Below are 25,345 nucleotides of genomic sequence, written 5' to 3' on the forward strand. Positions count from 1 at the left end.
CTCAAGCTCCTGGCAGGCGACTCTGATGATCGGCCCGCAATCGGCCGGTCACGCACAGCAAATCCTCACCCAACGCTCGCGTCAAGGGTCACGGAGACATGACAGGTGTCAACTTCCCGGAGACGTACGGAAGTTGAAGGCGATCGGAAGACGACCGGAAGCCGTCTCGCCCCTGGTCGGACGCCCGGTGGCGGAGGGGCCCACGGCGCCGATGTGGCGTACGCCATGGCGTCGACCGCCCGGAGCGCTCACCATGGCCTTACGGTCGCCACGCTGCCCGGCCCTGTCCGCCGGGCGCCGCGACCGCGTCAGCCGCCCGGTTCCGGGTCCCCCCGGAAAGCACCGTGCCGGGCCCGTCCGGAACAGATGTTCCGGGACTCCCAGGCGCTCCGAGGGCCCTGGGACGCTACAGTCGGCCACTACGCATCCCGTCCGTGGTCCGACCGGATGATCGAGGTACGCAGCGTGTCGGTTCTGGTTCTGGTTCTCGCCGTGAGCGCCGCCTGCTGCCTGGGCTTCGGGTTCGTGCTCCAGCAGAACGCCGCCCAGAAGGCGCCGCTCGGCGACTTCCTGTCCCCGCGCCTGCTGCTCGACCTGGTGCGGGTGCCGCGCTGGCTCGGCGGCATCGGGCTGATGGTGGCCGGCATGGTGCTGGGCGCGGTCGCGCTCGGCCAGGGCGAGGTCTCCCTCGTCGAGCCGCTCCTCGCCACGAACCTGCTCTTCGCCCTCGCCCTCTCCCGCCGCCAGACCAGGCAGCCGCTGGGCCGCCAGGGCTGGGCGGGGCTCGCGCTGCTCGCGGGCGGGGTGACGGCGTTCATCGTGGCGGGCGAGCCGCGCGGCGGCACCGCGGTCACCGATCCGCTGCGCCACTGGCTGATCATCGGCGTGATGACCGGAGTCGCCCTGCTGCTCACGACGTACGCCAAGCGCTCGCGGCTGAGCTCGGGCCCGGTGCTGCTGGCTCTGGCGGCCGGTCTGCTGTACGGCGTCCAGGACGCCCTCACCCGGGTCAGCGGGCAGCGTTTCTCCGCGGGCGGCCTCGCCGAGCTGCTGACCGGCTGGCAGCCGTACGCCGTGCTCGCCCTCGGGGTGACCGGGCTGGTGCTGGTGCAGAGCGCCTTCGAGACGGCCCCGCTGCGCATGTCGCTGCCCGCGCTGACCGCCGCCCAGCCGCTCGCCGGGATCGTCTGCGGGGTCGGCTTCCTCGGCGACCGGCTGCGCACCGACACCGGCGCGCTGGCCTGGGAGGCGGCGGGCCTGGCGGCGGTCGTCGCGGGCATCGTCCTGCTCGGCCTGCACCCGGCGATGCCGCGGGGCGCGGCCCCCCGGGAGCGGGTTCCGAACCTCCAGCCGCAGTGAGCCGTGGCCTGCCGGCCGCCGCGGCCGTGGGCGCGCCTGCTTGGATGGGCGGATGAGCGCTGCTGACGAGATCCTCGACATCGTCGACGAGAACGACCAGGTCGTCGGCCGACTCCCGCGCGGGCAGGTGTACGCCGAGGGTGTGCGCCACCGTTGCGTCTTCATCCGGGCCAGGGACGCCGAGGGCCGGCTCTTCGTCCACCGCCGCACCCCGACCAAGCTGGTCTTCCCCTCCCTGTACGACATGTTCGTCGGCGGGGTGGTCGGCGCGGGCGAGACCTACGACGACGCCGCGCTGCGCGAGGCCGAGGAGGAGCTCGGGGTGCACGGACTGCCCCGCCCGGAGTTCGTCCTCAAGTTCCTCTACGACGACGGGGCCGGCCGGAGCTGGTGGTCGGCCGTGTACGAGGTCCGCTGCGAGCTGCCGGTGAACCCCCAGGTCGAGGAGGTGGCCTGGCACGACTTCCTGTCCGAGGAGGAGGTCGAGCGGCGGCTGTCCGACTGGGAGTGGGTGCCGGACGGCCTGGCGGCGTACCAGCGACTCAAGGCGCACGGAGCCCGCGGAGAGGGGCCCGGGTAGGGTCCTCGCGTGATCGACTTCGTACAGAACGTCCGGTTGTGGTTCGCGCCCGAGCAGGTCCGGCGCGGCGGCAACACGCCCGACTACCGGTTCTCGCTGGCGAACGAGCGCACGTTCCTGGCCTGGCTGCGGACCGCGCTCGCGCTGATCGGCGGGGGCTTCGCGGTGGACCAGTTCCTGCCTGACCTGCGCTGGGGCTGGCGGGTGGGGCTGGCGCTCGCGCTGCTCGCGGCGGGCGTGCTGTGCTCCCTGCGCGCGGTGAACCACTGGGTGCGCTGCGAGCGGGCGATGCGCCGGGGCGAGGACCTGCCGGCCTCGCGCTTCCCGGCGCTGCTGAGCGTGGTGGTCGCGGTGGTGGCCGTGGCGATGGTGGTGGTCGTGCTCGCCGGGTGGGACGGGCGAGCCCGATGAGCCGGGCGGAAGCCCCAGGAGACACGGGTGACGGCGGCGGGGCGGAGCGCGACCCCGGGTTGCAGCCGGAGCGGACCCGGCTCGCCTGGCGGCGTACGACGCTGTCGAGCACCGTCGCCACGGTGCTCGGCATGAAGACCGCCCTCAACGGAGGCGGGACGACCGCCGGGATCGTCGCCTGCGCCCTGTGCTGCGGGCTGTGGCTGGGCTTCCTGGCCCTCGCCCACCACCGCATCCGCACGCTCGCCGCCGTCTCCGACCCGGCCGCGCTCACCCCCCGCTACGCCACCGCGACAGCCCTGTGCACGGTGGCGCTGGCGGTGTGCGCGGCGGCGCTGGTCGTCTGACCCACCTCGCAGGAGCCGCCCAGCCTGTTCTCGTCCAGGACTACGGGGTCTCGTCGGTGCCGTCGGCCTCGTCGGCCTCGTCGGTCTCGGCGTCCCAGTCGACCGTCACCACGATCTTGCCCCGGGTGCGGCCCTCCTGGTTCAGCCGGTGCGCGTCCGCCGCGCGTTCCAGCGGGAACGTCTCGGAGACGTGCACGGAGACCACGCCCTGTTCGGCCAGCTCCGCCAGCCGGGTGAGGTCCTCGGCGTCGGGCCGGACCCAGAAGTACCGGCCGCCGTATCCGACGACGTCCCCGTCGGCGATCGACGCCAGGCGGCCCTCGGGGGCCAGCAGATGGGCGGAGACCTTCAGCGTCTCGCCGCCGATCGTGTCGAAGGCCGCGTCCACGCCTTCGGGGGCCAGCCCGCGCACCCGTTCGGCCAGGCCGTCGCCGTAGGTCACGGGCTCGCCGCCCAGCGAGCGCACGAAGTCGTGGTTGGCCTCGCTCGCCGTACCGATCACCCGGGCTCCCAGATGGCGGGCGATCTGCACGGCGATCGAGCCGACGCCGCCCGCGGCCGCGTGGACCAGGACGGTCTCGCCGCGCTTGACCTGAAGCGCCTTCATCAGCACCTGGTAGGCGGTGAGGCCGACCAGGGGCAGGCCGGCGGCCTCCTCCCAGGTGAGGTTGCGCGGCTTGCGGGCGAGGGTGCGCACCGGGGCCCCGACGTACTCGGCGAAGGTGCCGCGGGAGAGGAAGTCCTCGCGGACGTAGCCCATGACCTCGTCGCCGATCGCGTACTCCGTGACGGAGAACCCGAGCTGCACGACGACGCCGGAGACGTCCCAGCCGGGGACCACCGGGAAGACGGCGTCGAAGATCGGGTCCAGGTAGCCCTCACGGGCCTTCCAGTCGACGGGGTTGACGGCCGCCGCCCGGACCTTCACCAGCACCGAGTCGGGGCCGACCTTGGGGTCGCGCACCTCTCCGTACTCGAGGACGTCCGGGCCGCCGTAGCGGCTGTAGCTGATGCCCTTCATGTCACCGACCCTCCGGGGTACTCGCACGCCACGCAAGCCGGATGCCCCGATATGCGCCGTTCGCGTGGCAGCCTGTCCGTCGGCATCCACGCGATCCCTGTGCCCCCATACGTCACCCCCGTACCCCCGAAGGCGAACACCATGACCACTCTGCACCAGGAGCACGACGCCCACACGCACGCCCACGGCCCGGACTGCGGCCACGCGCGCGTGGAGCACGGCGACCACGTCGACTACGCCCACGACGGGCATCTGCACCGGGCGCACGACGGCCACTGGGACGAGTGCGAGCCGGGCGGCCATGTGACCCACGACGGCCATGAGCACCTGCACGGAGCGGACTGCGGGCACGCGCGCGTGCCGCACGGCGACCATGTGGACTACGTGCACGACGGGCATCGGCACGCCGAGCACGACGGCCACTGGGACGACCACTGACCGAACCGGACTGGGCCGGACCGGACCGACCGGGAACGGACCGGACCGGACCGCGCCAGACGTCCGAAAAGCATCGGCCGACGGCTCCCGCGCTACTGTGCGGGGAGCCGTCGGCCTAGGGTGGCCCCGATCACGTTGGGCATCGCCCCTGGACTCCATACCGACCGGTCGGCATGATGGGCGGGTCCCGTTCTCTCGTCCTATCGTCCGTAGGAGCGACGCATGAGCCCCGACCACCCGCCCGGACTCGACCTCGACCGGCTGCGCGCCCTGCTGGAGCGCGAGCGCCCCGGTCTGGTCCGGGGTCCGCTCACCGGCCGGCTGATCGAGGGCGGACGGTCGAACCTGACCTACCAGGTCGGGGACGCCGGGGACGGCGAGGACGGTTCCGCGAAGTGGGTCGTACGGCGGCCGCCGCTCGGGCATGTGCTGGCCACCGCGCACGACATGAAGCGCGAGCACCGGGTGATCAGCGCGCTGTACCCGACCAGCGTCCCGGTCCCGCGTCCGGTGCTGCTGTGCGAGGACGTGGAGGTGCTCGGGGCGCCCTTCTACGTCATGGAGTTCGTCGAGGGCACGCCGTACCGCACGGCCGAGGAGCTGGCCCCGCTCGGCGCGGAGCGCACCCGGGGCGCGCTGCTGTCGCTGACGGACACGCTGGTGGAGCTGCACGCGGTGGACCCCGCCGAGGTCGGGCTGGCCGACTTCGGGCGTCCGGAGGGCTTCCTCGACCGGCAGCTGCGCCGCTGGGGCAAGCAGCTCGACGCGTCCCGCAGCCGTGACCTGGCCGGAATCGACGAGCTGCACGCGGCGCTCGGCCGCGCGCTGCCCTCCTCCCCCGCCCCGGCGGTCGTGCACGGCGACTACCGGCTGGACAACGTCCTGATCGGCGACGACGACTCGATCAGGGCGATCCTCGACTGGGAGATGTCGACGCTCGGCGACCCGCTGACCGACCTGGGCCTGCTGGTGATGTACAGCGTGCCCCTGGAGCTGCCGAACTCCCCCATCTCCACGACCGCCTCGGCCGCCGGGCACCCGGCGCCGGCCGAGCTGATCGAGCGGTACGCGGCGCGCTCCGGGCGGGACGTGTCGGCGGTCTCCTGGTACACGGCGTTCGCGTGGTTCAAGCTCGCCGTGATCCTGGAGGGCATCCACTACCGGTACACGCTGGGCCAGACGGTAGGGCGCGGCTTCGACCGCATCGGGGAGCTCGTCCCCGTCTTCATCGAGCACGGACTGACCACTCTCCAGGAAGGCTGACGGCCATGGACTTCGCGTTCGACGCGCGCACCGAGGAACTCCGCGCCAAGCTGCTGGCCTTCATGGACGAGTACGTCTATCCGGCCGAGGCGGTCGCCGAGGAGCAGCGCGCCCTGCTGGCCTCGCCGTGGGACACCCCGGCGGTGGTCGACGAGCTGAAGGCCGAGGCCCGCAGCCAGGGCCTGTGGAACCTCTTCCTCCCCGACGCCGAGCACGGCGCGGGCCTCACCAACCTCCAGTACGCGCCCCTCGCCGAGATCACCGGCCGGTCCCCGCACCTGGCGCCGACGGCTCTCAACTGCGCCGCGCCGGACACCGGGAACATGGAGGTGCTGGCGCAGTTCGGCGACGAGCAGCAGAAGAAGCAGTGGCTGGAGCCGCTGCTGGCCGGGGAGATCCGTTCGGCGTTCGCGATGACCGAGCCGGAGGTGGCCTCCTCGGACGCCACGAACATCACCACGCACATAGAGCGGGATGGCGACGAGTACGTCGTCACGGGCCGCAAGTGGTACATCTCCGGGGCGATGAACCCGGACTGCAAGATCTTCATCGTGATGGGCAAGACGGACCCGGACGGCGCGGACATCCGCCGTCAGCAGTCCATGGTCCTGGTCCCGCGCGACACACCGGGCGTCACCGTCAAGCGCGCCATGCAGGTCTTCGGCTACCAGGACCACTCCCACGGCGGCCACGCCGAGGTGGTCTTCGACCACGCGCGCGTGCCGGTGACGAACCTGGTCGGCGAGGAGGGCGGCGGCTTCGCCATCGCCCAGGCCCGGCTCGGCCCCGGCCGCATCCACCACTGCATGCGACTGATCGGCATGGCCGAGCGGGCGATCGAGCTGATGTGCCGCAGGGCGGTCTCCCGCGACGCCTTCGGCAAGGCGCTGGCCCAGCAGGGCGTGGTCCACAACTGGATCGCGGACGCCCGGGTCACCGTCGAGCAGCTGCGGCTGCTGGTGCTGAAGACCGCCTGGATGATGGACACCGTCGGCAACCGGGGCGCCCACACCGAGATCCAGTCCATCAAGATCGCCACGCCCCGCGCGGTGGTCGACATCATCGACCGCGCGATCCAGCTGCACGGCGCGGGCGGTGTCAGCCAGGACTTCCCGCTGGCCGAGCTGTACGCGAGCGCGCGGACGCTGATGATCGCCGACGGGCCGGACGAGGTGCACCAGCGGTCGCTGGCGCGACGGGAGTTGAAGAAGTACCTGTGACAGCGAGGTATCCGCGAGAACGAGATGCCTGTGAGAACGAGGTATCTGTGAGAACGAGGTATCTGTGAGAACACGGAAGGCCCCGCCGGAATCTCCTTCCGGCGGGGCCTTCCTCTTCGTCCCGGACTTCCCTCAGACCGCGAGCAGGGCGCTCTCGATCGCGTTGCGCAGGTGCGGTCGTGCGTCGCCCGCGTCGGCTTTCTCGAGCAGGACCGACAGGAAGTCCGCGTCCGGGTATCCCGGCGCCCCTTCTTCCCCTTCCTGCGCCCGCGCCTGCGCCCAGAGGGCGATCATCATCTCGTTGCAGGCCTGGGCCTGCCGCAGTCCGTCGGGGGCGTCTGAGACGAAGATCCCGCGCGCGGAGACGCCGAGCCGGTGTCCCAGGGTCAGCAGAAACGTCTCCCTGGAGTCCGAGTCCAGGACCGTCAGAAACCGCTCGTGGACGCCCATGGGACCGTCAGGGCCGCAGCGCCCGCAGCAGCAGGTCGGCCAGGTGGTCGGCGACCTCCTGGGGGCCGAGCGGGCCGTCGGGCCGGTACCACGTGGACAGGTGGTGGACCGAGCCGAAGTGGTAGTCCACGACCAGGTCCGCCGGGGTCGCCGTGGAGAAGACGCCGGTCTTCTGACCCTCTTCCACGAGCGCGCGGAAGCGTTCGTGATAGCGCCGGCGCTCGGCGCGGACCTGCTTGTTCTTCTCGGGACTCAGATGGTGCATCGAACGGAAGAAGATGTTGGCGTCGTCGAGGTTGTCGATGGTCGTGACGACCACGTCGGCCGCCGCGCCCCGCAGCCGCTCCTCGATCGGCCCGTCGGCGTCCGCGAAGGCGTCCAGCCGCTCCTGCTGGACGCGCAGCACGCGCGCGTACACCTCGTGCAGGAGGTCGTCCTTGGAGCCGAAGTAGTGGTACAGCGCCCCCTTGGTGACGCCGGCCGCCTCGACGATCTCCTGCACCGAGGTGCGGTCGTAGCCCTGCTCGGCGAAGAGCCGGGTGGCGGCGGCGAGGAGCCGCTGCGGCACCGGGGTCCCGTCGCCGTCCGTCGTCCTGGGCACTGCCGCCACCTGCCTTCCTTGACGCCTTTCGGCGAGCCTTGCCGGCTGTCGTGCGAGTCTCGCCGGCGGTCGTACGCGCTCTACTGACTGTCGTTCGCGCGGGAACGCAGTTCCCGACGGAGGATCTTCCCACTCGCCGTCTTGGGCAGGTCGGGCAGGATCTCCACCTGACGCGGATATTTGTAGGCGGCCAGTCTGTCCTTGCAGTAGGCGGCGAGCGTATCGGGGTCCGCGTCGACGCCGGCGCGCAGACTGATGTACGCCTTCACGGTCTCGCCGCGGTAGCCGTCCGGCACCCCGACGACGGCCGCCTCGCGCACCGCCGGGTGGGTGTACAGCACGTCCTCGACCTCGCGCGGCCACACCTTGAAGCCGGACGCGTTGATCATGTCCTTCTTGCGGTCGACGACGTACAGCCAGCCCTGCTCGTCCATGAACCCGATGTCGCCGGTGCGCAGCTCGCCGTCCGGGAACGTCTCGGCGGTGGCCTCGGGCCGCCGCCAGTAGCCGGGGACCACCTGCGGCCCCCGTACGACGATCTCGCCCTGCTCCCCGAAGGGCGTCTCGACGCCCTGCTCGTCGACGATCCGCACGACGGTGTCGGGGCCGGGCAGACCGACGGCGAGGGTCCCGGAGGCCGGGTCGACCGGGGCCTCCAGCTGGGGCGGGACGGAGGCGCAGGGCGCGGTGCACTCGGTCAGGCCGTAGCCGTTGCGGATGTACGGCCCGAAGCCGGCGCGGAACTTCTCCACCAGGGCCGGCGGCACGGGAGCCCCGCCGGAGGAGATGTGCACGAAGGAGGAGAAGTGGTCGCGGGTGGCGGCCGGGTGCGCGCCCAGGGCCATGAAGGCGGTCGACGGGCCGACGGTGTAGTGCGGCCGGTGCTCGGCGAACGCCTCGAGCACCACGCCCGCCTCGAAGCGGTAGGTCAGGACGAGCGTGCCCGCGCTGTTCAGACAGGCGCCGAGCTGGCAGACCATGCCGGTGATGTGGAACAGGGGCGCGAGGGCATAGTAGACGGGCGCCTCGGGCAGCCGCAGGCCGGTGCGCTGCCGTTCGGCGTTGAACATGATGTTGGCGTGGGTGTTGACGGCCCCCTTGGGGGCGCCGCTCGTGCCCGAGGTGTAGCTGATCAGCGCGGTGTCGGCGGGGGCCGGATCGCGGTCCGCGGGCGGCTTGTGACCGGCGCGGGCGACGGCGGCGAGATCCTCGGCGTCCTCCGCCTGCGGCAGCCGCTCGAAGGTCAGCACGCGCGCGTCACCACGAGTCTGGAAATCCAACTCGCAGGCCGTGAGCACGATCCGTACCGGCGAGTCGTCAGCCGTCTCGCGCAGATACGACTCCCAGGCCCGGTCCGAGCAGATCAACGCGGCGACCTCCGCGTCCCGCAGGACGTGGGCCACCTCCCCCGACTTGTACATGGGGTTGACGGGGACGACGGTCGCGCCCGCCTTCCAGGCGCCGAGCAGCGCGATCACGAAGTGCGGGGAGTTCTGCAGCAGGACGGCGACCCGGTCGCCGGGCGCCAGGCCGCGGGCGACGAGGCGACCGGCGACGGAGTCGCTCAGCTCGTCGACCTCGCGGTAGCTGAGCCGCCCGTCGAAGTAGGCCAGACAGGTGCGGTCGGGGGCCTCGGCGACGGACCGCCGCAGGGCGTGCACCAGGGAGTCGGCGGGGTCGACAGGGGCGCGCTGGGCGTCGTCGAGCAGGGCCACCCAGGGCCTGGCCGCGTAGCGGGAGACGGGCTGCGGGGAGACGGGCTGCGGGGAGACGGGCTGTGGGGAGACGGGCGCGGTCATTCGGAGGCCTCCCACTTCTGCTGGAGGTGGTTCATGTTCGTCATCCATCGGTCGGGGTCGGCGGCCCGCGCCTGGTAGTAGGCGGCGACCTCGGGGTGCGGCAGGATCAGGAAGCGGTCCTCGGCGATGCCCTTGAACAGGGCGTCCGCCACGTCCGACGGGTCGATCGCGGTCGGCTTCAGCACCAGGTCGCCCGCGCTGCCGGTGGCGTCCAGCATGTCGGTGCGCACGCCCTGGGGACAGATCGCGTGCACCTTGATCCCCCGGTGGCGGTACGTCAGCGACAGCCACTCGGCGAAGGCGTACGCGCCGTGCTTGGTGACGCTGTACGGAGCGGCGCCGATCATCGTGAGCAGTCCGGCCGCGGAGACGGTGGAGACGAACCGGCCGCGGCCGCGCTCCAGCCAGCCCGGGAGGAGGGCGTGGGCCGCGCGGACGTGGGCCATCACGTTGACGTCCCAGGCGAGCGCCCACACGTCCTCCTCGGCCGCCTCCGAGCCGCCCGAGGCGACCCCGGCGTTGGCGCAGTAGACGTCGACCGTGCCGCCGAGCGCCTCCCGGGCCGGGCCGACGATCGCGGAGGCGTCGCCGGGGACCGCGATGCCGCCGATCTCGTCGGCCACGGCCTGCGCCCGTCCTGCGTCCAGGTCGTTGACGACGACTCTGGCGCCCTCGGCGGCGAAGCGACGGGCCAGCGCGGCTCCGATGCCGCCCCCCGCTCCGGTGACGACCACTCCCGCATCCTGCACGGCTTCCACCATCGGTCTCCTTCGACGCGACGCGAATCGGCTCTGCAGCGCCAGACTAACCGGTCGGTATGTTGCGGCGGAAGGGTTGCTCCTCCTGCGCGGCCGGTTCGGTTCGTTCCCTGGCGCGGGGGCCCACGCTAGCGTGCGCAGCCATGACACCGGCCGTGATCGCGGAGGGCCCCGTATGACGCTGTCGAGACGGACTCTGCTGGCCGGGGCCCCGGCCTCGGTGGGAGCGTGCACCACGCCGACGCCGGTGAACCGCCCGCTGCGGACCGGCTTCGAGCGCCTCGCCGCCGACGGCTACGCCCTCCTCGACGGAGAGCGGATCGGGGTCGTCACCAACCCCACCGGCGTCACGGGTGGGGGCCCCTCCGGTGCGAGCGCAGCCGAGAGCGGGGAAGTACGCCACATCGTGGACGTCATGCACGCCGACGACCGGGTCGATCTCGTCGCCGTCTTCGGCCCCGAGCACGGGTTCCGGGGCACCGCGCAGGCCGGCGGCTCCGAGGGACGCCACGACGATCCGGCGACCGGTCTGCCCGTCCACGACACGTATCTCAAGAGCGGGCAGCCGCTCGCGGACGTCTTCACGGCCGCCGGCGTCGACACGGTCGTCTTCGACATCCAGGACGTGGGCGCCCGCTTCTACACATACGTCTGGACGCTGTACGACTGCATGGAGGCGGCGCGGCTGGCCGGGAAGCGGTTCGTCGTCCTGGACCGGCCGAATCCGGTGACCGGGCGGGCGGCCCTGGGGCCGGTGCTGCACCGGGAGTTCGCGAGCTTCGTCGGGCGGCAGCCCGTCGCGCAGGCCCACGGGATGACGGTGGCCGAGCTGGCCCGGCTGTTCGACGCGGAGTTCCTCGACTCGGCGGTGAGGCTGGACGTGGTGGAGATGAGCGGCTGGCGGCGGGCGTGGTGGTACGACGCCTGCGGGCTGCCCTGGGTGCCGCCGAGCCCGAACATGCCGACGCCCGCCACGGCCCTCGTGTACGCGGGGACCTGTCTCTTCGAGGGCACGAACCTGTCCGAGGGCCGGGGCACGACCCTGCCCTTCGAACTCCTCGGCGCGGAGGGGATCGACGGGCGGTGGGCGGCCGCGGTGGGCGAACTCGGGCTGCCGGGCGTGCGCTTCAGGGAGGCGTACTTCGCGCCGGTCTTCTCCAAGTTCCAGGGCAGGACCGTCGGCGGGGTGCAGCTGCATGTGCACGACCGGGACGCCTACGACCCCGTGCGTACCGCCGTCGCGCTGCTGGTGACCGCCAAGCGGGTGTGGAGCGGCTTCGCCTGGCGCTCCGACCTGTGGATCGACAGGCTCACCGGGTCGTCGGCGGTGCGGACCGCGATCGACGCGGGGGCGGGCGTCGACGACGTGGTCGCGGGGTGGCGCGAGGAGCTGGCCGCGTTCCGACAGACCCGGCGGGAGTATCTGTTGTACGGATGAGCCGTGACGTATGGCCAAGGTCGGCTGTTAGCAGGACGATGCGCCCACATCGTGCGCTGCTACGGGGGACGGAGGCCTGACATGGCAGATCCGACAATGAGTGTGACGCCCTATTGGGAACTGACCTTCGACGCGGACGGCGACGTCGACGCCGGTCAGCGCGACCGGCTGCTGGCCGGGGTGAAGCAGCGCGGAGTGCAGCACCTGATCGTCTTCTCGCACGGCTGGAACAGCGACCGCTCCCACGCGACCCGGCTCTACAGCCACTTCTTCGCGCCGATCCCCGTCCTCGCCCCGCAGGCGGGCATCGGGTACGTCGGCGTGGTGTGGCCGTCGATGCGCTTCTGCGACGAGCCGATCCCCGACTTCCCGCACTCGGCGGTCGTCGCCCCGGCCCCGGGGCTCGACGACGGCACCCGGCAGGCGCTCCTCGAGACGTTCCCGGGCCGGGCCGCGGTGGTCGAGCGGATCGCGCGGCTGATCGACGGGCGGCCGCCCGAGGACGGGGAGCTGGAGGAGTTCGGGCGTCTGGTGCGGGAGCTGGTGGAGGTGGCGCCGTCGGGGCCGCAGGCCCGGTGCGCGGCGGACACGCTGATGGACGAGGAACTGCAGGACGAGCAGGACGAGCAGGACGAGCCGGAGATGCTCGCCGGGTCCACGGCTCGGGCCTGCGAGGAGTTCGCGCGGGCGCTGGCCGGTCTCGAATCCCCCGCCGGAGCGGAGGGGTTCGCGCTGCCCAACCCGTGGGACGGGGCGAAGGAGCTGCTGCGGCAGGCGACGTACTACGCGATGAAGCGGCGCGCGGGAACGGTCGGCGAGCGGGGACTCGGTCCGCTGATCGGGCGGTTGGCGGCCGCCGCGCCGGCGGTGCGGGTGCATCTGGTGGGGCACAGCTTCGGCGGACGGCTGGTGTCGTTCGCCCTGCGCGGGCTGCCCGAGGGGGTGCAGACGGTGAAGTCGGTGACGCTGCTCCAGGGGGCCTTCTCCCACTACGCGTTCGCCGCCCGGCTGCCGTTCGACGGGCGCGCGGGAGGGGTGCTCCAGGGGCTGCAGAACCGTATCGACGGCCCCCTGGTGTGCTGTTACTCGCGGTTCGACGAGGCGCTGGGCACGATGTACCCGCTGGCCTCCCGGATGGCGCGCGACGCACAGGGGCTGCTCGAAGAGGGGCTGCTCGAAGAGGGGCGCGCCGTGGCGGAGTTGAGCATCGGGGGCGTGCTGGGCGCCAAGTGGGGCGCCATGGGGCACGACGGGGTGCAGGCGGTGCCGGGCACGCACGCGTGCACGCTCGCCGAGGCGCTGGCCTCGCCCCTGCCGAGGTCGGGGTGCGTGAACGTCGACGCGGAGGCCGTGGTCCGGCGCGGCGGGGCGCCGGCCGGGGCGCACAGCGACATCGTGCACCCCGAGCTGGCGCGGGTGGTGCTGGCGGCGGGCCGTATCCACTGAGGACGCGACCCACCGCCCTCATGGCGTCACCGGTGTGACGTGAACTCCACCACCTGCTGGAAGGTGGGTCGGTTCTGCCAGCTGATGTTGCCGTGCTTGATGCCGCCCAGGGTGCGCTGGACGATCGAGTCGGCGCACCACTGGTTGCCCGCCGCGCAGAGGTCGTCGCCGGGGTAGACCTGGGCCGCGGTCTTGCCGGCCGCCGTCTTCAGGGTGCTGATGAGGATGTCCCGGCAGGCGCTGAGGCTGCCGCCGCCGCAGTACGTCTGCGTCAGCCCGCCCTGCACGGTCTCGCCGAGCACGGCCCGGATGTCCTTGTCGACATAGCTCCACCAGCCGTACTGGAAGGAGCTTCCGGCGTGTGCCCCGGTCGGGCCGTGGGCGGCTGACGGGGTCTCGTCGATGGGCAGGTTGGCGGTGAACGCGGTGTACAGGCCGGTGCCGAGGCCGGGTTCGAACTCGGCCTTCACCAGCAGCGGCCACCACGCGTCCAGGATGCGGATCGCGTCGGCGTCGGCGTAGGTCTTCGAGCCGGCCGTGGTCTCCGTTCGTTTGCCGCCCGCGGTGAGCCAGGTCTGGAGCTTGGTGACCGCGGCGGCCGCGGTGGTGTCGGTGACCGTCGAGCTGGTGACCACCTTCAGCAGGTCGGGCAGCACGTCCTCGGCGCGCAGGTCCGCGAGCGCCGCGTCCGCCATCGCCTTCGTGAGCGACGCGCGGGTGACCCCGCCCGCCGCGACCAGTTTCTTCACCCGGTCCTCCAGCAGGTTGCCGCGGTGCACGGACCCGTCGCCCCAGGAGGCGGTGGCGTAGTCCTTGGCCTGCTTGTTGTTCCAGGAGATGTAGTAGTCCTGGTCGATGGAGTTGGGGTGCGCCGAAGCCGGCGTGTAGTCGGCCGTGTTGGTGGCCGGCACCCAGTTCTTCCACTCGTACGCCGCCTGCGCCCACACCGGGAACTCGGCGTCGACCCCGCTCGCGCGCACCGGGTTGTTGCCGCTGTTGTAGTACGCGGTGTGCGTGGAGTCGGCGTAGAACCAGTTGAAGGTGAAGTTGATGTGCTGGACCGCGCTCTGGAAGGTCTGCGGGCTCTTGACGTAGTCCGGGTCGTTCAGCATCTGGAAGCCGATGATGGAGTCGGCCTCGTGCATGTAGGAGGACCGCAGGGTGGTGTAGGCGACCTTCTTGCCGCCCACGGTCGCGCGGTACTCGACCGGGCCGTACTTGGTGCGGTAGACGCGCATCGTGTAGGAGCCGGCCGCGGTGCCGTCGGCCGTGGTCGGCTTCCAGGCGTTCTTCTGCTCGATCACGTCCATGGCCGTGCAGGTGCCGTGGTACAGGTAGTGGTAGTCGTCCTGACACAGCTCGACCGCGTAGGTGTCGATGATGTCCTGGCCGGAGGTGGTGGCGCTCCACGCGTAGTCCTGGCCGCGGCCGAGTTCCACGTACATGCTCAGGCCCGCGAAGGAGGCGCCGCGGGCGCTGATGCCCGGGCCCTGGATCTCCTGGAGCATGAGCAGCTGTGGGGCGAAGTAGCCGGTCTGCGGCCCGAAGACGGCGATGGGGTGACCGCTGGCGGTGGCCTTGCCGCTGACGACCAGGGCGTTGGACATGCCTCGCTTGGCGGAGGTGAGGGCGGCCGCGGTCGCCGTGGCGGAGGCGGCGGTGGCCGCGGTGGCGGCTCCGGTGCCGGTGGCGTCGTAGATCAGCGGTTCCTCGGTCACCGACCCGGCGTCCGGCAGGGCCTCGCCCTGCGGGGTGTCGGGCTTGGCGGCGTACGGGAAGCTCTCGCCGTTGTGGACGGTGAGGACGGCCTCGGGGTCGTTGCGCTCGCGGAACGCCTCCCAGACCTTGCTGCCCTGCTCGACGCCGTACTTCTCCTGCGCGGCGAGCAGCGAGATCGCGTTGTTGACCTCGCCGCCGCCCCCGGAGCCGAAGAGCGTGCCGATGACCGAGCCCAGCGCCACCAGGTCGGTAATCTTGAAGTGGTCGATGGTGCCGGCGTTGGTGATGGAGTCCTTGTGGCCGGTGAGGACGTACTCGCCGGGGAAGTAGCGGCCGCTGTCGGAGGCGTCGATGTAGGCGTTGATGCCCGCGAGGTAGGCGTTGGCGTCGTCGAGGGCCTGCTGGCCGCGGGCGCCGTTGGAGGCGATGGCGTTGTCGATCTGCGCCTGGAGGTCGGCCTCGGTGTAGGGGGCGTTGCGCCAGAACTGCTGTTCCAGGCCCTGGTTGGAGGCCGCGCCGCCGGCGAAGTTGGTGAGCTGGCCGCGGCCGACGTGGCGGAAGACGTCCATGAGCCACAGCCGGTCCTCACCCGCCGCATACCCGGCGCCGAACTCGGTGCCGTATCTGGTGGTACCGGTGATGTGCGGCACACCCGTCTTCTTGTCGCGGACGATCGTGACGTCCGTGCGGCCGGCGGGCTTCTCCGTGGAGGCGACTTGATCGGAAGCTACCCCGAACGACGCGTCGTTGAAGAACGTGTTGATCGTGGCGTTGGTGAGGGTGGAGTAGCCCTTGGCCAGGTTGGCGTACGGGCCGAGCTGGTCCTCGGCGTGGTCGGGCTGGGTGCCGAAGGCCTGGTTGAGCAGGATCTGGGCGAGGGTGGCGTTGCCGTTCTCGCCGGGCGGCAGGATGTCGGAGCACTGGCCGCCGCAGTAGTCGTTGGCGGCCGTGGCGTCGGCCGCCGCGGCCGCCGTGGTGAGCGGCGACAGAAGACCGGCGATGAGCGCGCATACGGATGCGGTCTTCAGGAACCCGGGGAATCTGCCGGGAGTTCTCAGTGTGTCGAGGGCGGTGCGGGGGGTTCGCCGTGGCATCGGCTGCTCCTAGCGACGGGGGTGCGCGGAAGGTTACCGCCGGTATCCCCGGGATTGAAGATGAACATGCGTCACTTTTTGGAGTCGCCCCGTCCGACTGACGGCGGGCATCCGAAATCGGACGGCGCATCAGATCGCGCATCGGGCCGTGAAGGGGACGGTGAATCGGACGGTGAACGCAACGGTGAATCGGATGGAGCCGAATCGCCGGTCGATACGTCTATTCGTCGACGTCCCCCAACGACGACGCCGAAGTGACCGAAGTACAGGTGCAGATGTGACGGAGGTGCAAGGCGATGGCCGGTTTCCGGAGTCTGGCGAGACAGGTGAGAGATCCGCGGTGCGATCTGGCCCTGCGGCGTTACTCGCTGCGCAAGTGCCTCGAGCGGTTCGCCCCTTACGGGCACAGGGCGACCTGGGACCATCTGTGCTCCCGGGCCGGGTTCGGACCCGAGGACCGCTCCCCCGATCCTGCGCGGCTCGTGGCCGCGTTGGACGAGCTGGAGGAGGCCCGCGCGGTGTGGCTGGCCTACGAGGGCGAGTTCGCCGAACGCCGCAAGAAGGAGAAGCACGACGGGTTGCGCAGGCCCGGCTCCGTGGACGACTGGCACCGGCTGACCTGGGGCGGGTTCGGGGTGGCCTGGTGCGACGACCCCCGGGTCCACCCCGGTGAGGCCATGGCCGACGTGCTGCGCAAGCTGATCGCCGCGCTGGAGCGCGCGCCGGGGGCCTCCTGCCCGGTGTGCGGCGGCGATCGCCTGCTGTGGAAGTACGAACTGGACCATGAGCCGTCGGCGGGTCCGGTCTGTGTGGACTGCGGAATCCTGGTCCCGCGGCCCGTGCTCACACCCGAGGCGCTGGCGTACGCCAGGCGCGGACGGCTGCTGGTGCCGATGTCGGCCTGAGAGCACGCCGACCGGTGTCGGCCCGAGAGCACGCCGGGGGTGCGCAGGGGATGCCGCACCCCCCTTCTGGACCGGCGACGAGTGGTGTCGAAGTTCAGTCGGCGGTCGAAGCACTGCCCCAGTACGGGTGCGTCCAGCGCTCGTCGTAGGAGAGGGGGAGGAGTTCGGCGCGGGCGGCGAGGTCGGGCTCGCCCTGGGCGCGCAGGCGGACCGCGCCGGGGCCGGCCAGCCAGTCGCGTAGTGCCGCGATACCGGCGTCCTCGCTGTCGTCGTACCAGAAGGAGAACGGGGAGTAGTCGGACAGCAGGTCGTAGAGCCAGACGTCGGTGCAGCGGGCCAGGTGCGCGTCGGCGACCGGGCCTTGGACCCACCCGTCCAGGAACGGGGTCACGGTCCCGGCGATCGTGGCGCAGGTCTCGAAGACGTCGTCGACGCCGTACGGCGGCTCGGGCGTCATGAGGGTGTCCTGCCACCAGGCGATCAGGAAGGCCTCGATCGCGGCGGACTGCTCGGCCGGCCAGGAACGCCAGCCCATCCGGCTCCACCCGTGGGGCGAATAGCCGATCGCGCTCAGGGTGCCGTCGGCCATAGACCGTGCCGCCTGCGGCAGCAGGCGCCGCATCGAGGCCGCGTGGTCGTCGAAGTGGTCGGCCACCTCGAAGAGGTAGTACCGCACCACGTCCACCGGCACGCGGGTGTACGGCGTGCGCAGATACGCGGTCTCCTCGGGCGCGTGGCAGTAGCCACAGCCGGTCTCGTTCGGGCTGGCGAAGCCGTTGAAGACCGTGTCGATGTCCGCGAGGGCGGCGGCAAGAGCGGGTGAGGACAAGGGAGTCGATCCCGTCAGGACTCCGCGCACGGCGTCGCCGCCGGCCGAAGAGGGCGACGCTACCAGCCGTTAATCGGGTCGCTCCACCTCTTTCCGGCGGGGAGAGTCGACGGTGATGAAACCCGCCTGAAGAGACCATGTGCCCGAAGGAGCCCGCATGTCGACGCTGCGCGTCACCGCCGAAGTGCTGACCGTCCACGAACACCCCAACGCCGACGCCCTCGAACTGGCCCAGGTCGGCCTGTACCGGGCCGTCGTCGCCAAGGGCGCCTACCGCACCGGTGAGGCCGCTCTCTACATACCCGAGCAGTCGGTGCTTCCGGCCGAGCTGGTCGAGGAGCTGGGGCTGACCGGGCGGCTGGCGGGGAGCAGGTCGGACCGGGTGAAGGCGGTGCGGCTGCGGGGCGAGCTGTCACAGGGGATCGTGTGCCGGCCGCAGGCGCTGGCCGGCGTCGACCTGACACGGGCGGCGGAGGAGGGCACCGACTTCGCGGAACTGCTCGGCATCGTCAAGTGGGCGCCGCCGATCCCGCCGACGATGAGCGGCGACGTCGAGTCCGCGCCGGATCTGCTGCCCTGGGTCGACATCGAGAACATCCAGCGCTACCCGGACATCTTCACGCCCGGCGAGCCGGTGGTCCTCACCGAGAAGCTGCACGGATCGGCGTGCCTGCTGACGTACCTCGCCGACGAGGGCCGGGTGTACGTGTCGTCGAAGGGCTTCGGCGCGAAGTCGCTGGCCCTCTCCGAGGACCCGCGGAACCTGTACTGGCGCGCCGTGCGCGGCCACGGCGTCCCCGAGGCCGCGGCCCGCCTCGCCGAACGACTGGGCGCGCGCCGGATCGGCGTCTTCGGCGAGGTGTACGGCGCGGGCGTGCAGGACCTGACCTACGGCGCGGACGGCCGCCGGGACACGCTCGGGTACGCCGTGTTCGACGTCTCCGCGGAGATCGACGGCACCGTGCGCTGGCTGGACGCGGCGGAGCTGCTGGACGGCGAACTTCCCCTGGTGCCAAGGCTGTTCGAGGGTCCCTACGACAGCGAACGCGTCCTGGAGATCGCCACCGGCCGCGAGACGGTGTCCGGTCGGGAGCTGCATCTGCGCGAGGGCGTGGTGATTCGCCCGACCGTCGAGCGGTACAGCCCGGTCACCGGCGGCAGGGCGATCGCCAAGGCGGTGAGCGGCGCGTACCTGACCCGGAAGGGCGGCACGGAGTACGAGTGAGGGGACCTGGCGGGGGCCGATGGGGGAAGGTCGGCTGAGGATGTCGGCCGGGGCGTCGGCGGGGGCATGGGCAGGGGACGTCGGCGGGGGGGCGGTCGCAGGGGTGGCGCACGCCCCGGCACCCTCCGCGGTCGCTCAGCGGCAGCGGAGGGGACCTGACGGGGGGCCGACGGGGAATGTCGGCTGGGGCGTCGGCGGGGGAGCCGTCGCAGGGGTGGGCGCACGCCCCGGCGGCCTCCACAGTCGCCCCGGCGGCCTCCCCGGTCGTTCAGCGGCAGCCGCCCGGCGTCTCCGGCGCCGCCTTCCCCGTAGGCGACCCCGCCCGAGGCGTCGCAGGGGCCGGCCGGCGATTCCCGCTCCCCCGCCCGGTCTTCTTCTCCACCAGCAGGCGGGAGCCCGACCGGCGTTCGCCGAAGGCGTCGTCGGGGTTGGAGAGGACGCAGGTGTCGAGGGAGAGGCAGCCGCAGCCGATGCAGTCGGTGAGGTGGTCGCGCAGGCGGTTGAGCTGCTTGATGCGTTCGTCCAGTTCGGCGCGCCAGGCCTCGGAGAGGCGGGCCCAGTCCTCGCGGGTGGGGGTGCGCTCCTCGGGGAGTTCGGCGAGCGCCTCGCGGATCGTGGCGAGCGGGATGCCGACCCGCTGGGCGGCCCGGACGAAGGCGACCCTGCGGAGCGCGTCCCGGTGGTAGCGGCGTTGGTTGCCCGTGGTGCGGCGGCTGCTGATCAGGCCCTTGGTCTCGTAGAAGTGCAGGGCGGAGACCGCGGCGCCGCTGCGGGCGGAGAGCTGGCCGACCGTGAGCTCGTGGATCGTCTCGGGAATCTGGGGCACCCCTCGAACCCTACCCACCGCGTCACACCCGGGATCCGTTGACAGCGGCCCCGCACCCGACCATGCTAAGCAGTTGCTTAGACATCGCACGAGAGGCCGGGACATGGCAGAGCCGAGGATCTTCACGTCCGTCGACGAACTGAGGTCGGCGGTGGGCGAGCAGTTGGGGTACACGGACTGGCTGGACGTCGACCAGAAGCGGATCGACCTGTTCGCGGAGGCCACCGGCGACCACCAGTGGATCCATGTCGATCCGGAGAAGGCCGCCGCCGGCCCGTTCGGGACCACCATCGCGCACGGGTATCTGACCCTCTCGCTGCTGCCGCTCTTCGGGCCCCAGCTGATCGAGGTCGAGGGCGTGAAGATGGGCGTCAACTACGGGACGAACAAGGTGCGCTTCCCCGCGCCCGTCCCGGTCGGCTCCCGGCTGCGCGCGACGGCGACGATCACCGGCGTCGACGACGTGGCCGGCGGCGTCCAGGTCAGCGTCGCCTTCACCGTCGAGCGCGAGGGCGGGGACAAGCCGGTGTGCGTGGCGGAGTCCGTGTCCCGGTACTACCTGTAACCGCACGTGGGCGTCACTTCGCCGCGCCCACCATCCGCAGCACGAGGTCGGCGTACAGCGCGCCGACCTCGTCGGGCGTGCGGGGGCCGTCGACGTTGAACCAGCGGGCCACGTCGATGCAGAGGGACAGCACGGCGAGGGTGGTGCCGTGGACGTCCAGGACGGCGAACTCGCCGCTCGCCGCGCCCTCCTCGATGATCCCGCGCACCTCGGCGTCGACCTTCCGACGCAGGTCGAGGATCTCGGCGCGGGCCTCGGGTCCGAGCGCGTCGAGTTCGTACTGGACGACGCGTGCGGTGGTGCGCCGCCCGGCGTGCCAGCGGACGAAGGAGCTGACGGCCTCCGCGAGGCGCTGTGTGGCGGTGCCCTCGGCGCTCGCGGCCGTCCGCAGGATGCCCAGCGCGCGGTCGTGACCGATCCGGCTGATGCGGTGGAGCAGCTCTTCCTTGGTCTTGTAGTGGATGTAGAGGGCGGCCGGGCTCATCCCCGCGCGGCCCGCGATGTCACGGGTCGTCGTCGCGTGGTAGCCGCGCTCGGCGAAGGCCTCCACGGCGGCGACCAGCAGCCGCCGGGCCGCGTCAGGGGTGACCTCTTCCCACGGCTCGATCTCGCCGTCGGCCGTCTCCTCCGCCGTACTCATCGCTGACTCGCCCCTCTCGGTACAGGAGCTACACCATACCGCCGAAGGTGAGCGCCCGCTTAGAGTGCCTGCTCAGATCTTCTCGAAGGGGTCGTGGTCGGCCAGGAGCTTCTCCAGGCGGGCCTGGTCCACCCGGCTCACGATCTGCCCGGCCTCCTGGCGGTCGCGGATCACCTTCGCCAGCGTGAAGGCGGAGGTCACCAGATACAGGACGGCGATCGCCAGGAAGCCGCGCACCCAGGCGTCGGTGTGGAGGTTGTAGATGCCGATGGCGGTGGCCGCGACGGCGATGCCGAAGGAGGCGACGGCCTGTCCGTAGAACGCCGCCGTGCTCTGCTGCTTGACCGGTGTCTCACTCATGGGGAGAAGCTTCGCCGGATGTGGCCGCCGGCACATCCGTCCTCCTACTCAGAAGGTACTCAGAACGCCGAAACCCCTGTCAGCGCCCGCCCGATGACCAGTTTCTGGATCTGGCTCGTGCCCTCGTAGAGGGTCATCACCCGGGCGTCGCGCAGGAGTTTCCCGGCCGGGTACTCGTCGATGTAGCCGTAGCCGCCGAAGACCTGGAGGGCGTTGTTCGCGGCGCGGACGGCGGCCTCGGAGGCGAACAGCTTGGCCTTGGAGGACTCGGTGGCGAAGGGCAGGCCCCGGTCGATCAGGTCGGCGACGCGCCAGGTCAGCAGGCGCGCGGCGTCGACGTCGACCGCGATGTCGGTGATCAGCTCCTGGACGAGCTGGTGGTGGGCGATGGTCTTCCCGAACTGCTCGCGCTCTCCGGCGTACTTCACGGCCGCGTCCAGGGCGGCCTGGGCTATCCCCACGCAGCCCGCCGCGACCGACATCCGGCCCTTGGCCAGCGCCGACATGGCGACCGAGAAGCCCTTGCCCTCCTCGCCCAGCAGCGCGGAGGCGGGCACGCGGACGTCGTCCAGGACGAGTTCGGCGGTCGCCTGGCCGCGCAGGCCGAGCTTGCCGTGGAGGGTGCGGCGGCTCAGGCCGGGAGTGTCGGTGGGGACGAGGAACGCGGAGACGCCCTTGTGGCCGGGGGCGTCGGTGGAGCGGGCGAAGAGGAGGACCACGTCGGCCCAGGTGCCGTTGGTGATGAACGTCTTCGCGCCGTTGATGACGTAGTCCGCGCCGTCGCGGACCGCGCGGGTGGTCAGGTTGCCCGCGTCGGATCCGGTGCCGGGCTCGGTGAGGCCGAAGCAGCCGAGCTGCTCGCCGGAGGTCAGCCCCGGCAGCCAGCGCCGCTTCTGCTCCTGACTCCCCCAGCCGGCGATGGACTTGGCGACCAGGCCGAGGGAGACGGAGACGATCCCGCGCACGGACGAGTCCCCACGGCCCAGCTCCTCCGTGACCAGGCAGTACGCGAGGTGGTCGCCGCCCGAGCCGCCGTACTCCTCGTCGATCGTCAGGCCCAGGAAACCGACTGCGCCGAGTTTCTTCACGATGCCCCGGTCGACCTCCTCGGCGCGGTCCCAGGCGACGACGTGCGGGGCGATCTCGCGGTCCACGAAGTCCTTCGCGAGCTGCCGCACGGCCTCCTGCTCCTCGCTGAGCCCCAGGTTCACCACGAGACCACCTCACTGAAGAAGGCTTTGCGGCCGCTTTGCAGCCGCTTGCAGCCGGACCTTAAATTAGCACTGCTAGTTTTCGTTGCGCAGCCCTACTATGTGCGCCATGGCCCGACCGCGCAAGCCCTTGCTCAGCACCGACCGGATCGTCGACACCGCCCGGGCGCTCGTGGACGCGGAGGGGCTGGCGGCGCTCTCCACGCGTCGGCTCGCCGCCGAGCTGGGGGTGAGCGGGCCCTCGCTCTACAACCACTTCCGCACCAAGGACGAGATCCTGGAGGCCGTCGCCGACTCGGTGAGCGCCCAGGTCGACCTGTCGATGTTCGAGGACGGCCGGGAGTGGCGGACCTCGCTGCACGACTGGGCCGTCTCCTACCGGGCCGCCCTGCGCGACCACCCGAACATCGTCCCGGTCCTCGCCCAGGGGCCCGGCCGCCGCCCGGCCGGGCTGCGCCTCGCCGACGCCGTCTACGGCGCGATGGTCGCGGCCGGCTGGCCGCCCGCGCAGGCCACCTCCATCGGCGCGCTGATGCGCTACTTCATCATGGGCTCCGCGCTCGGCTCGTTCGCCGGCGGCTTCGTCGACGACCAGAGCGCGTACGACCCCGCCGACTACCCCCATCTCGGCCAGGCGCACCTCCTCGCCGAGCAGCAGGAGAAGATCGACGAGCGGGCGTTCGAGACGGGGCTGACGGCCCTGCTGGACGGGCTGGCGCAGCAGTACGAGGGGCTCGACTAGGGCAGGTCCCAGGACGGTTCGGCGGGGGCCGAAGCGTCCGGGGCGCATGCTGGACCGCATGACCGCCAGGGACGTACGCGCGCCGGGGCTGGCCGCACTCGCCGCGCTCATGGCCGACGAGACGCGGGCCGTGTGTCTGCTGGCGCTGCTCGACGGGCGGGCCTGGACGGCCGGTGAGCTGGCCCGGCAGGCGGGCGTGGCCGCGTCGACGCTGAGCGAGCACCTGGGCAAGCTGGTCGCGGGCGGGCTGCTCGCCGAGGAACGGCAGGGCCGGCACCGGTATGTGCGGCTGGCCGACGCCCGGGTCGCGCAGCTGCTGGAGGACCTGGCCGCGCAGGTGGACCCGAGCGGTGTCGCATGGCCGCGCGGGCTGCGGGAGGCGAGCGCGGGCTCGGCGATGGCCCGGGGCCGCACCTGCTACGACCACCTGGCCGGGCGGCTCGGCATCGCGGTCACGGACGCGTTGACCGAGCGGGGGGCGTTGCGTCAGGACACGGGGTTCGCGCTGACGGACGCCGGGGTGGCGTGGTTCGAGGCCGCCGGCATCGCCCTCGACCGCAGGACCCGCCGCCCCCTGGCGCGCGCCTGTCTCGACTGGACCGAGCGCCGCCCCCATCTGGCGGGCGTCGCGGGCGCGGCCCTGTGCCGGCACGTCCTCGACGCCGGGTGGTGCGTGCGCATCGGCTCCGAGCGGGCGGTGCGGGTGACGGCGGAGGGCGAGCGCGCGCTGTCCGGGCTGCTGGGCATCGAGGCGGGGGCGCTGCGCTGAGCTTTCGCATGGGCGACTGCCGGGAAGCGGGAACCGCGATCTGCCGGATGCGGGTGCTGTGCGGCTGGTCGCGCCCACGCGGCGGAGCCGCACATCGATACAGCCCCGCGCCCCTGGATGTCGCAGCGAACGCCGCTCAGCAGTCCACGGTCCGATTTCCGCCGGCGTCGCGTCGGCGTCGCCGCCTAACCTCAGGAGCATGATGAACCCCCTCCGCGCAACGGAAGGCCGTGGTCGTACGAAGCTGCCGGCGACCGGCGCCGCCACGGTCACCGTCGTGCTGTGGGCCTCCGCGTTCGTCTCGATCCGCAGCGCGGGAGCCGCCTACTCACCGGGTGCGCTCGCGCTCGGGCGACTGCTGGCCGGGGCCCTGGCGCTGGGGGCGATCTGTCTCGTACGGCGGGAGGGGTTGCCGCCGCGGTCGGCCTGGCGCGGGATCGGGATGTCCGGGCTGCTGTGGTTCGGCCTCTACATGGTCGTCCTCAACTGGGGCGAGCAGCAGGTCGACGCCGGCACCGCGGCCCTGGTGGTGAACGTCGGCCCCCTTCTCATCGCGTTGCTCGGCGCCCGGCTGCTCGGGGACGCGATGCCGCCGCGGCTGCTGGCGGGGATGGCGGTGTCGTTCGCGGGGGCGGTCACGGTGGGGCTGTCGATGTCGGACGGGGGCGGCGCGTCGGTGCTCGGGGTGGCGCTGTGCCTGCTGGCCGCGGTCGCGTACGCCGGCGGGGTCGTCGCGCAGAAGCCTGCGCTCGGGACGGCGAGCGCGCTCCAGGCGACGACGTTCGGGTGTCTGGTCGGGGCCGTGGTCTGTCTGCCGTTCGCCGGACAACTGGCGACGGAGGCGGCCGACGCGCCGGCCTCGGCGACGCTCAACATGGTCTACCTCGGTGTGTTCCCGACCGCGCTGGCCTTCACCACGTGGGCGTACGCCCTGGCCCGTACGTCCGCCAGCCGGATGGGCGCGACCACGTACGCGGTGCCCGCCCTGGTCGTCCTGATGTCATGGCTGGCGCTGGGCGAGGTGCCGGGACTGCTCACGCTGGCGGGCGGGGCGCTGTGCCTGGCGGGGGTGGGGGTGTCCCGGTCGCGGGCGAGGTCGGGGTCGGGGAGGGCCGCGGTCCAGGAGGAGCCGCGGCCCGAGGAAGCCGACGCGTCGGCGTGAGCGCGGCCGCGGTGGCGACCCGGCGGCGGTGGTTCGTGGGGAGGGCCCTGACGGGGGTGCTGTGAGCGGTGGGGAACGTGTCCATGCGTGCACACTCCGGTGGGTGCGTGGGGACGTTCCCGGGAACATACTGACCGGACGGTATGGGGTCAATGGCCGTGCGGGAG

26 protein-coding genes are annotated in these 25,345 nt (G+C 72.0%); 15 read left to right on the plus strand and 11 right to left on the minus strand.

Annotated elements, in window-relative coordinates:
- The first annotated feature begins 465 nt into the window (after positions 1-465).
- Genes OG562_RS07620 through OG562_RS07635 form a run of 4 tightly spaced genes read left to right on the plus strand, consistent with a single transcriptional unit; the run spans position 466 to position 2,697 of the window.
- Entirely contained in the window at positions 466-1,359 is an 894-nt protein-coding gene (locus tag OG562_RS07620) for a DMT family transporter (protein ID WP_266395160.1), read from the plus strand.
- Between the two features lie 52 nt (positions 1,360-1,411).
- The gene (locus OG562_RS07625) at positions 1,412-1,939 is read left to right on the plus strand and encodes an NUDIX hydrolase (RefSeq protein WP_266395163.1); all 528 of its coding nucleotides are present in this window, start codon (positions 1,412-1,414) and stop codon (positions 1,937-1,939) included.
- A 9-nt stretch (positions 1,940-1,948) separates the two neighbouring features.
- Complete coding sequence (locus tag OG562_RS07630) at positions 1,949-2,350, plus strand: YidH family protein (RefSeq protein WP_266395166.1); 402 nt, start codon at positions 1,949-1,951, stop codon at positions 2,348-2,350.
- Positions 2,347-2,697: a DUF202 domain-containing protein gene (locus OG562_RS07635; protein WP_266395169.1), complete on the plus strand. Its 351-nt coding sequence runs from the start codon at positions 2,347-2,349 to the stop codon at positions 2,695-2,697. Before OG562_RS07630 ends, OG562_RS07635 begins: the two co-directional genes overlap by 4 nt.
- Before the next feature lie 40 nt (positions 2,698-2,737).
- On the opposite strand, the gene OG562_RS07640 is transcribed toward OG562_RS07635, so the two are convergent.
- On the minus strand, positions 2,738-3,718 hold the full coding sequence (locus tag OG562_RS07640; RefSeq protein WP_266395172.1) for an NADP-dependent oxidoreductase: 981 nt from the start codon (positions 3,716-3,718) through the stop codon (positions 2,738-2,740).
- Positions 3,719-3,859: 141 nt separating this feature from the next.
- Here OG562_RS07640 and OG562_RS07645 point away from each other — a divergent pair, with 141 nt between their 5' ends.
- From OG562_RS07645 to OG562_RS07655, 3 genes are all read left to right on the plus strand, one after another.
- Positions 3,860-4,156 carry a hypothetical protein gene (locus OG562_RS07645; protein ID WP_266395175.1) on the plus strand — a complete coding sequence of 99 codons (297 nt, stop codon included), beginning with the start codon at positions 3,860-3,862 and terminating at the stop codon, positions 4,154-4,156.
- A gap of 222 nt (positions 4,157-4,378) precedes the next feature.
- Complete coding sequence (locus OG562_RS07650; RefSeq protein WP_266395177.1) at positions 4,379-5,419, plus strand: phosphotransferase family protein; 1,041 nt, start codon at positions 4,379-4,381, stop codon at positions 5,417-5,419.
- A gap of 5 nt (positions 5,420-5,424) precedes the next feature.
- Positions 5,425-6,639 (plus strand): acyl-CoA dehydrogenase, encoded by a 1,215-nt coding sequence (locus OG562_RS07655; RefSeq protein WP_266395179.1) that lies wholly within the window; start codon positions 5,425-5,427, stop codon positions 6,637-6,639.
- A gap of 132 nt (positions 6,640-6,771) precedes the next feature.
- Here the strand turns inward: OG562_RS07655 and OG562_RS07660 are convergent, their stop codons facing one another.
- The 4 genes from OG562_RS07660 to OG562_RS07675 all read right to left on the minus strand — a co-directional run bounded on the left by OG562_RS07660 (position 6,772) and on the right by OG562_RS07675 (position 10,250).
- Positions 6,772-7,089, minus strand: a complete 318-nt coding sequence (locus OG562_RS07660; RefSeq protein WP_266395181.1) for a hypothetical protein — start codon at positions 7,087-7,089, stop codon at positions 6,772-6,774.
- A 7-nt stretch (positions 7,090-7,096) separates the two neighbouring features.
- Complete coding sequence (locus OG562_RS07665) at positions 7,097-7,690, minus strand: TetR/AcrR family transcriptional regulator (RefSeq protein ID WP_266409095.1); 594 nt, start codon at positions 7,688-7,690, stop codon at positions 7,097-7,099.
- A gap of 80 nt (positions 7,691-7,770) precedes the next feature.
- Positions 7,771-9,489 (minus strand): class I adenylate-forming enzyme family protein, encoded by a 1,719-nt coding sequence (locus tag OG562_RS07670; protein ID WP_266395183.1) that lies wholly within the window; start codon positions 9,487-9,489, stop codon positions 7,771-7,773.
- Positions 9,486-10,250: an SDR family oxidoreductase gene (locus tag OG562_RS07675; RefSeq protein ID WP_266395186.1), complete on the minus strand. Its 765-nt coding sequence runs from the start codon at positions 10,248-10,250 to the stop codon at positions 9,486-9,488. The genes OG562_RS07670 and OG562_RS07675 overlap by 4 nt, the downstream gene beginning before the upstream one ends.
- 172 nt (positions 10,251-10,422) lie before the next feature.
- Here OG562_RS07675 and OG562_RS07680 point away from each other — a divergent pair, with 172 nt between their 5' ends.
- Entirely contained in the window at positions 10,423-11,685 is a 1,263-nt protein-coding gene (locus OG562_RS07680) for a DUF1343 domain-containing protein (protein ID WP_266395189.1), read from the plus strand.
- Between the two features lie 81 nt (positions 11,686-11,766).
- A complete protein-coding gene (locus tag OG562_RS07685) occupies positions 11,767-13,131 on the plus strand; it encodes a serine-threonine protein kinase (RefSeq protein ID WP_266395192.1) in 1,365 nt (454 codons plus the stop codon).
- A 26-nt stretch (positions 13,132-13,157) separates the two neighbouring features.
- Here OG562_RS07685 and OG562_RS07690 read toward each other — a convergent pair whose 3' ends face one another.
- The gene (locus OG562_RS07690) at positions 13,158-15,944 is read right to left on the minus strand and encodes a penicillin acylase family protein (protein ID WP_266395194.1); all 2,787 of its coding nucleotides are present in this window, start codon (positions 15,942-15,944) and stop codon (positions 13,158-13,160) included.
- 296 nt (positions 15,945-16,240) lie between these two features.
- Here OG562_RS07690 and OG562_RS07695 point away from each other — a divergent pair, with 296 nt between their 5' ends.
- The gene (locus OG562_RS07695; RefSeq protein ID WP_266395196.1) at positions 16,241-16,849 is read left to right on the plus strand and encodes a hypothetical protein; all 609 of its coding nucleotides are present in this window, start codon (positions 16,241-16,243) and stop codon (positions 16,847-16,849) included.
- 94 nt (positions 16,850-16,943) lie between these two features.
- Here the strand turns inward: OG562_RS07695 and OG562_RS07700 are convergent, their stop codons facing one another.
- Positions 16,944-17,678 (minus strand): hypothetical protein, encoded by a 735-nt coding sequence (locus OG562_RS07700; protein ID WP_266395198.1) that lies wholly within the window; start codon positions 17,676-17,678, stop codon positions 16,944-16,946.
- Between the two features lie 157 nt (positions 17,679-17,835).
- Between OG562_RS07700 and OG562_RS07705 the strand changes: the two genes are divergently transcribed.
- The gene (locus tag OG562_RS07705; protein ID WP_266395200.1) at positions 17,836-18,903 is read left to right on the plus strand and encodes an RNA ligase (ATP); all 1,068 of its coding nucleotides are present in this window, start codon (positions 17,836-17,838) and stop codon (positions 18,901-18,903) included.
- A gap of 268 nt (positions 18,904-19,171) precedes the next feature.
- On the opposite strand, the gene soxR is transcribed toward OG562_RS07705, so the two are convergent.
- On the minus strand, positions 19,172-19,729 hold the full coding sequence (gene soxR / locus OG562_RS07710; RefSeq protein WP_266395202.1) for a redox-sensitive transcriptional activator SoxR: 558 nt from the start codon (positions 19,727-19,729) through the stop codon (positions 19,172-19,174).
- 103 nt (positions 19,730-19,832) lie between these two features.
- Here soxR and OG562_RS07715 point away from each other — a divergent pair, with 103 nt between their 5' ends.
- Complete coding sequence (locus OG562_RS07715; RefSeq protein WP_266395204.1) at positions 19,833-20,294, plus strand: MaoC family dehydratase; 462 nt, start codon at positions 19,833-19,835, stop codon at positions 20,292-20,294.
- A gap of 13 nt (positions 20,295-20,307) precedes the next feature.
- Here OG562_RS07715 and OG562_RS07720 read toward each other — a convergent pair whose 3' ends face one another.
- The 3 genes from OG562_RS07720 to OG562_RS07730 all read right to left on the minus strand — a co-directional run bounded on the left by OG562_RS07720 (position 20,308) and on the right by OG562_RS07730 (position 22,505).
- Positions 20,308-20,934 carry a TetR/AcrR family transcriptional regulator gene (locus tag OG562_RS07720; RefSeq protein ID WP_266395207.1) on the minus strand — a complete coding sequence of 209 codons (627 nt, stop codon included), beginning with the start codon at positions 20,932-20,934 and terminating at the stop codon, positions 20,308-20,310.
- 72 nt (positions 20,935-21,006) lie between these two features.
- Positions 21,007-21,294 carry a YiaA/YiaB family inner membrane protein gene (locus tag OG562_RS07725; protein WP_266395209.1) on the minus strand — a complete coding sequence of 96 codons (288 nt, stop codon included), beginning with the start codon at positions 21,292-21,294 and terminating at the stop codon, positions 21,007-21,009.
- 59 nt (positions 21,295-21,353) lie between these two features.
- The gene (locus OG562_RS07730) at positions 21,354-22,505 is read right to left on the minus strand and encodes an acyl-CoA dehydrogenase family protein (protein ID WP_266409097.1); all 1,152 of its coding nucleotides are present in this window, start codon (positions 22,503-22,505) and stop codon (positions 21,354-21,356) included.
- 109 nt (positions 22,506-22,614) lie between these two features.
- Between OG562_RS07730 and OG562_RS07735 the strand changes: the two genes are divergently transcribed.
- The 3 genes from OG562_RS07735 (at position 22,615) to OG562_RS07745 (ending at position 25,178) form a co-directional block, all read left to right on the plus strand.
- A complete protein-coding gene (locus OG562_RS07735; RefSeq protein WP_266395211.1) occupies positions 22,615-23,247 on the plus strand; it encodes a TetR/AcrR family transcriptional regulator in 633 nt (210 codons plus the stop codon).
- 58 nt (positions 23,248-23,305) lie between these two features.
- A complete protein-coding gene (locus tag OG562_RS07740) occupies positions 23,306-24,016 on the plus strand; it encodes a helix-turn-helix transcriptional regulator (protein ID WP_266395213.1) in 711 nt (236 codons plus the stop codon).
- A gap of 199 nt (positions 24,017-24,215) precedes the next feature.
- On the plus strand, positions 24,216-25,178 hold the full coding sequence (locus OG562_RS07745) for a DMT family transporter (RefSeq protein WP_266395215.1): 963 nt from the start codon (positions 24,216-24,218) through the stop codon (positions 25,176-25,178).
- Positions 25,179-25,345: the final 167 nt, after the last annotated feature.

The sequence above is a fragment of the Streptomyces sp. NBC_01275 genome, assembly GCF_026340655.1.
Classification (GTDB): Bacteria; Actinomycetota; Actinomycetes; order Streptomycetales; family Streptomycetaceae; genus Streptomyces.

Coding starts and splice junctions, on each gene's coding strand:
- OG562_RS07650 (WP_266395177.1), top strand. CDS start 4,379: ATGAGCCCCGACCACCCGCCCGGACTCGACCTCGACCGGCTGCGCGCC.
- OG562_RS07640 (WP_266395172.1), bottom strand. CDS start 3,718: ATGAAGGGCATCAGCTACAGCCGCTACGGCGGCCCGGACGTCCTCGAG.
- OG562_RS07715 (WP_266395204.1), top strand. CDS start 19,833: ATGGCAGAGCCGAGGATCTTCACGTCCGTCGACGAACTGAGGTCGGCG.
- OG562_RS07685 (WP_266395192.1), top strand. CDS start 11,767: ATGGCAGATCCGACAATGAGTGTGACGCCCTATTGGGAACTGACCTTC.
- OG562_RS07675 (WP_266395186.1), bottom strand. CDS start 10,250: ATGGTGGAAGCCGTGCAGGATGCGGGAGTGGTCGTCACCGGAGCGGGG.
- OG562_RS07740 (WP_266395213.1), top strand. CDS start 23,306: ATGACCGCCAGGGACGTACGCGCGCCGGGGCTGGCCGCACTCGCCGCG.
- OG562_RS07645 (WP_266395175.1), top strand. CDS start 3,860: ATGACCACTCTGCACCAGGAGCACGACGCCCACACGCACGCCCACGGC.
- OG562_RS07745 (WP_266395215.1), top strand. CDS start 24,216: ATGATGAACCCCCTCCGCGCAACGGAAGGCCGTGGTCGTACGAAGCTG.
- OG562_RS07720 (WP_266395207.1), bottom strand. CDS start 20,934: ATGAGTACGGCGGAGGAGACGGCCGACGGCGAGATCGAGCCGTGGGAA.
- OG562_RS07705 (WP_266395200.1), top strand. CDS start 17,836: ATGTCGACGCTGCGCGTCACCGCCGAAGTGCTGACCGTCCACGAACAC.
- OG562_RS07695 (WP_266395196.1), top strand. CDS start 16,241: ATGGCCGGTTTCCGGAGTCTGGCGAGACAGGTGAGAGATCCGCGGTGC.
- OG562_RS07655 (WP_266395179.1), top strand. CDS start 5,425: ATGGACTTCGCGTTCGACGCGCGCACCGAGGAACTCCGCGCCAAGCTG.
- OG562_RS07725 (WP_266395209.1), bottom strand. CDS start 21,294: ATGAGTGAGACACCGGTCAAGCAGCAGAGCACGGCGGCGTTCTACGGA.
- OG562_RS07735 (WP_266395211.1), top strand. CDS start 22,615: ATGGCCCGACCGCGCAAGCCCTTGCTCAGCACCGACCGGATCGTCGAC.
- OG562_RS07635 (WP_266395169.1), top strand. CDS start 2,347: ATGAGCCGGGCGGAAGCCCCAGGAGACACGGGTGACGGCGGCGGGGCG.
- OG562_RS07680 (WP_266395189.1), top strand. CDS start 10,423: ATGACGCTGTCGAGACGGACTCTGCTGGCCGGGGCCCCGGCCTCGGTG.
- OG562_RS07625 (WP_266395163.1), top strand. CDS start 1,412: ATGAGCGCTGCTGACGAGATCCTCGACATCGTCGACGAGAACGACCAG.
- OG562_RS07670 (WP_266395183.1), bottom strand. CDS start 9,489: ATGACCGCGCCCGTCTCCCCACAGCCCGTCTCCCCGCAGCCCGTCTCC.
- OG562_RS07660 (WP_266395181.1), bottom strand. CDS start 7,089: ATGGGCGTCCACGAGCGGTTTCTGACGGTCCTGGACTCGGACTCCAGG.
- OG562_RS07690 (WP_266395194.1), bottom strand. CDS start 15,944: ATGCCACGGCGAACCCCCCGCACCGCCCTCGACACACTGAGAACTCCC.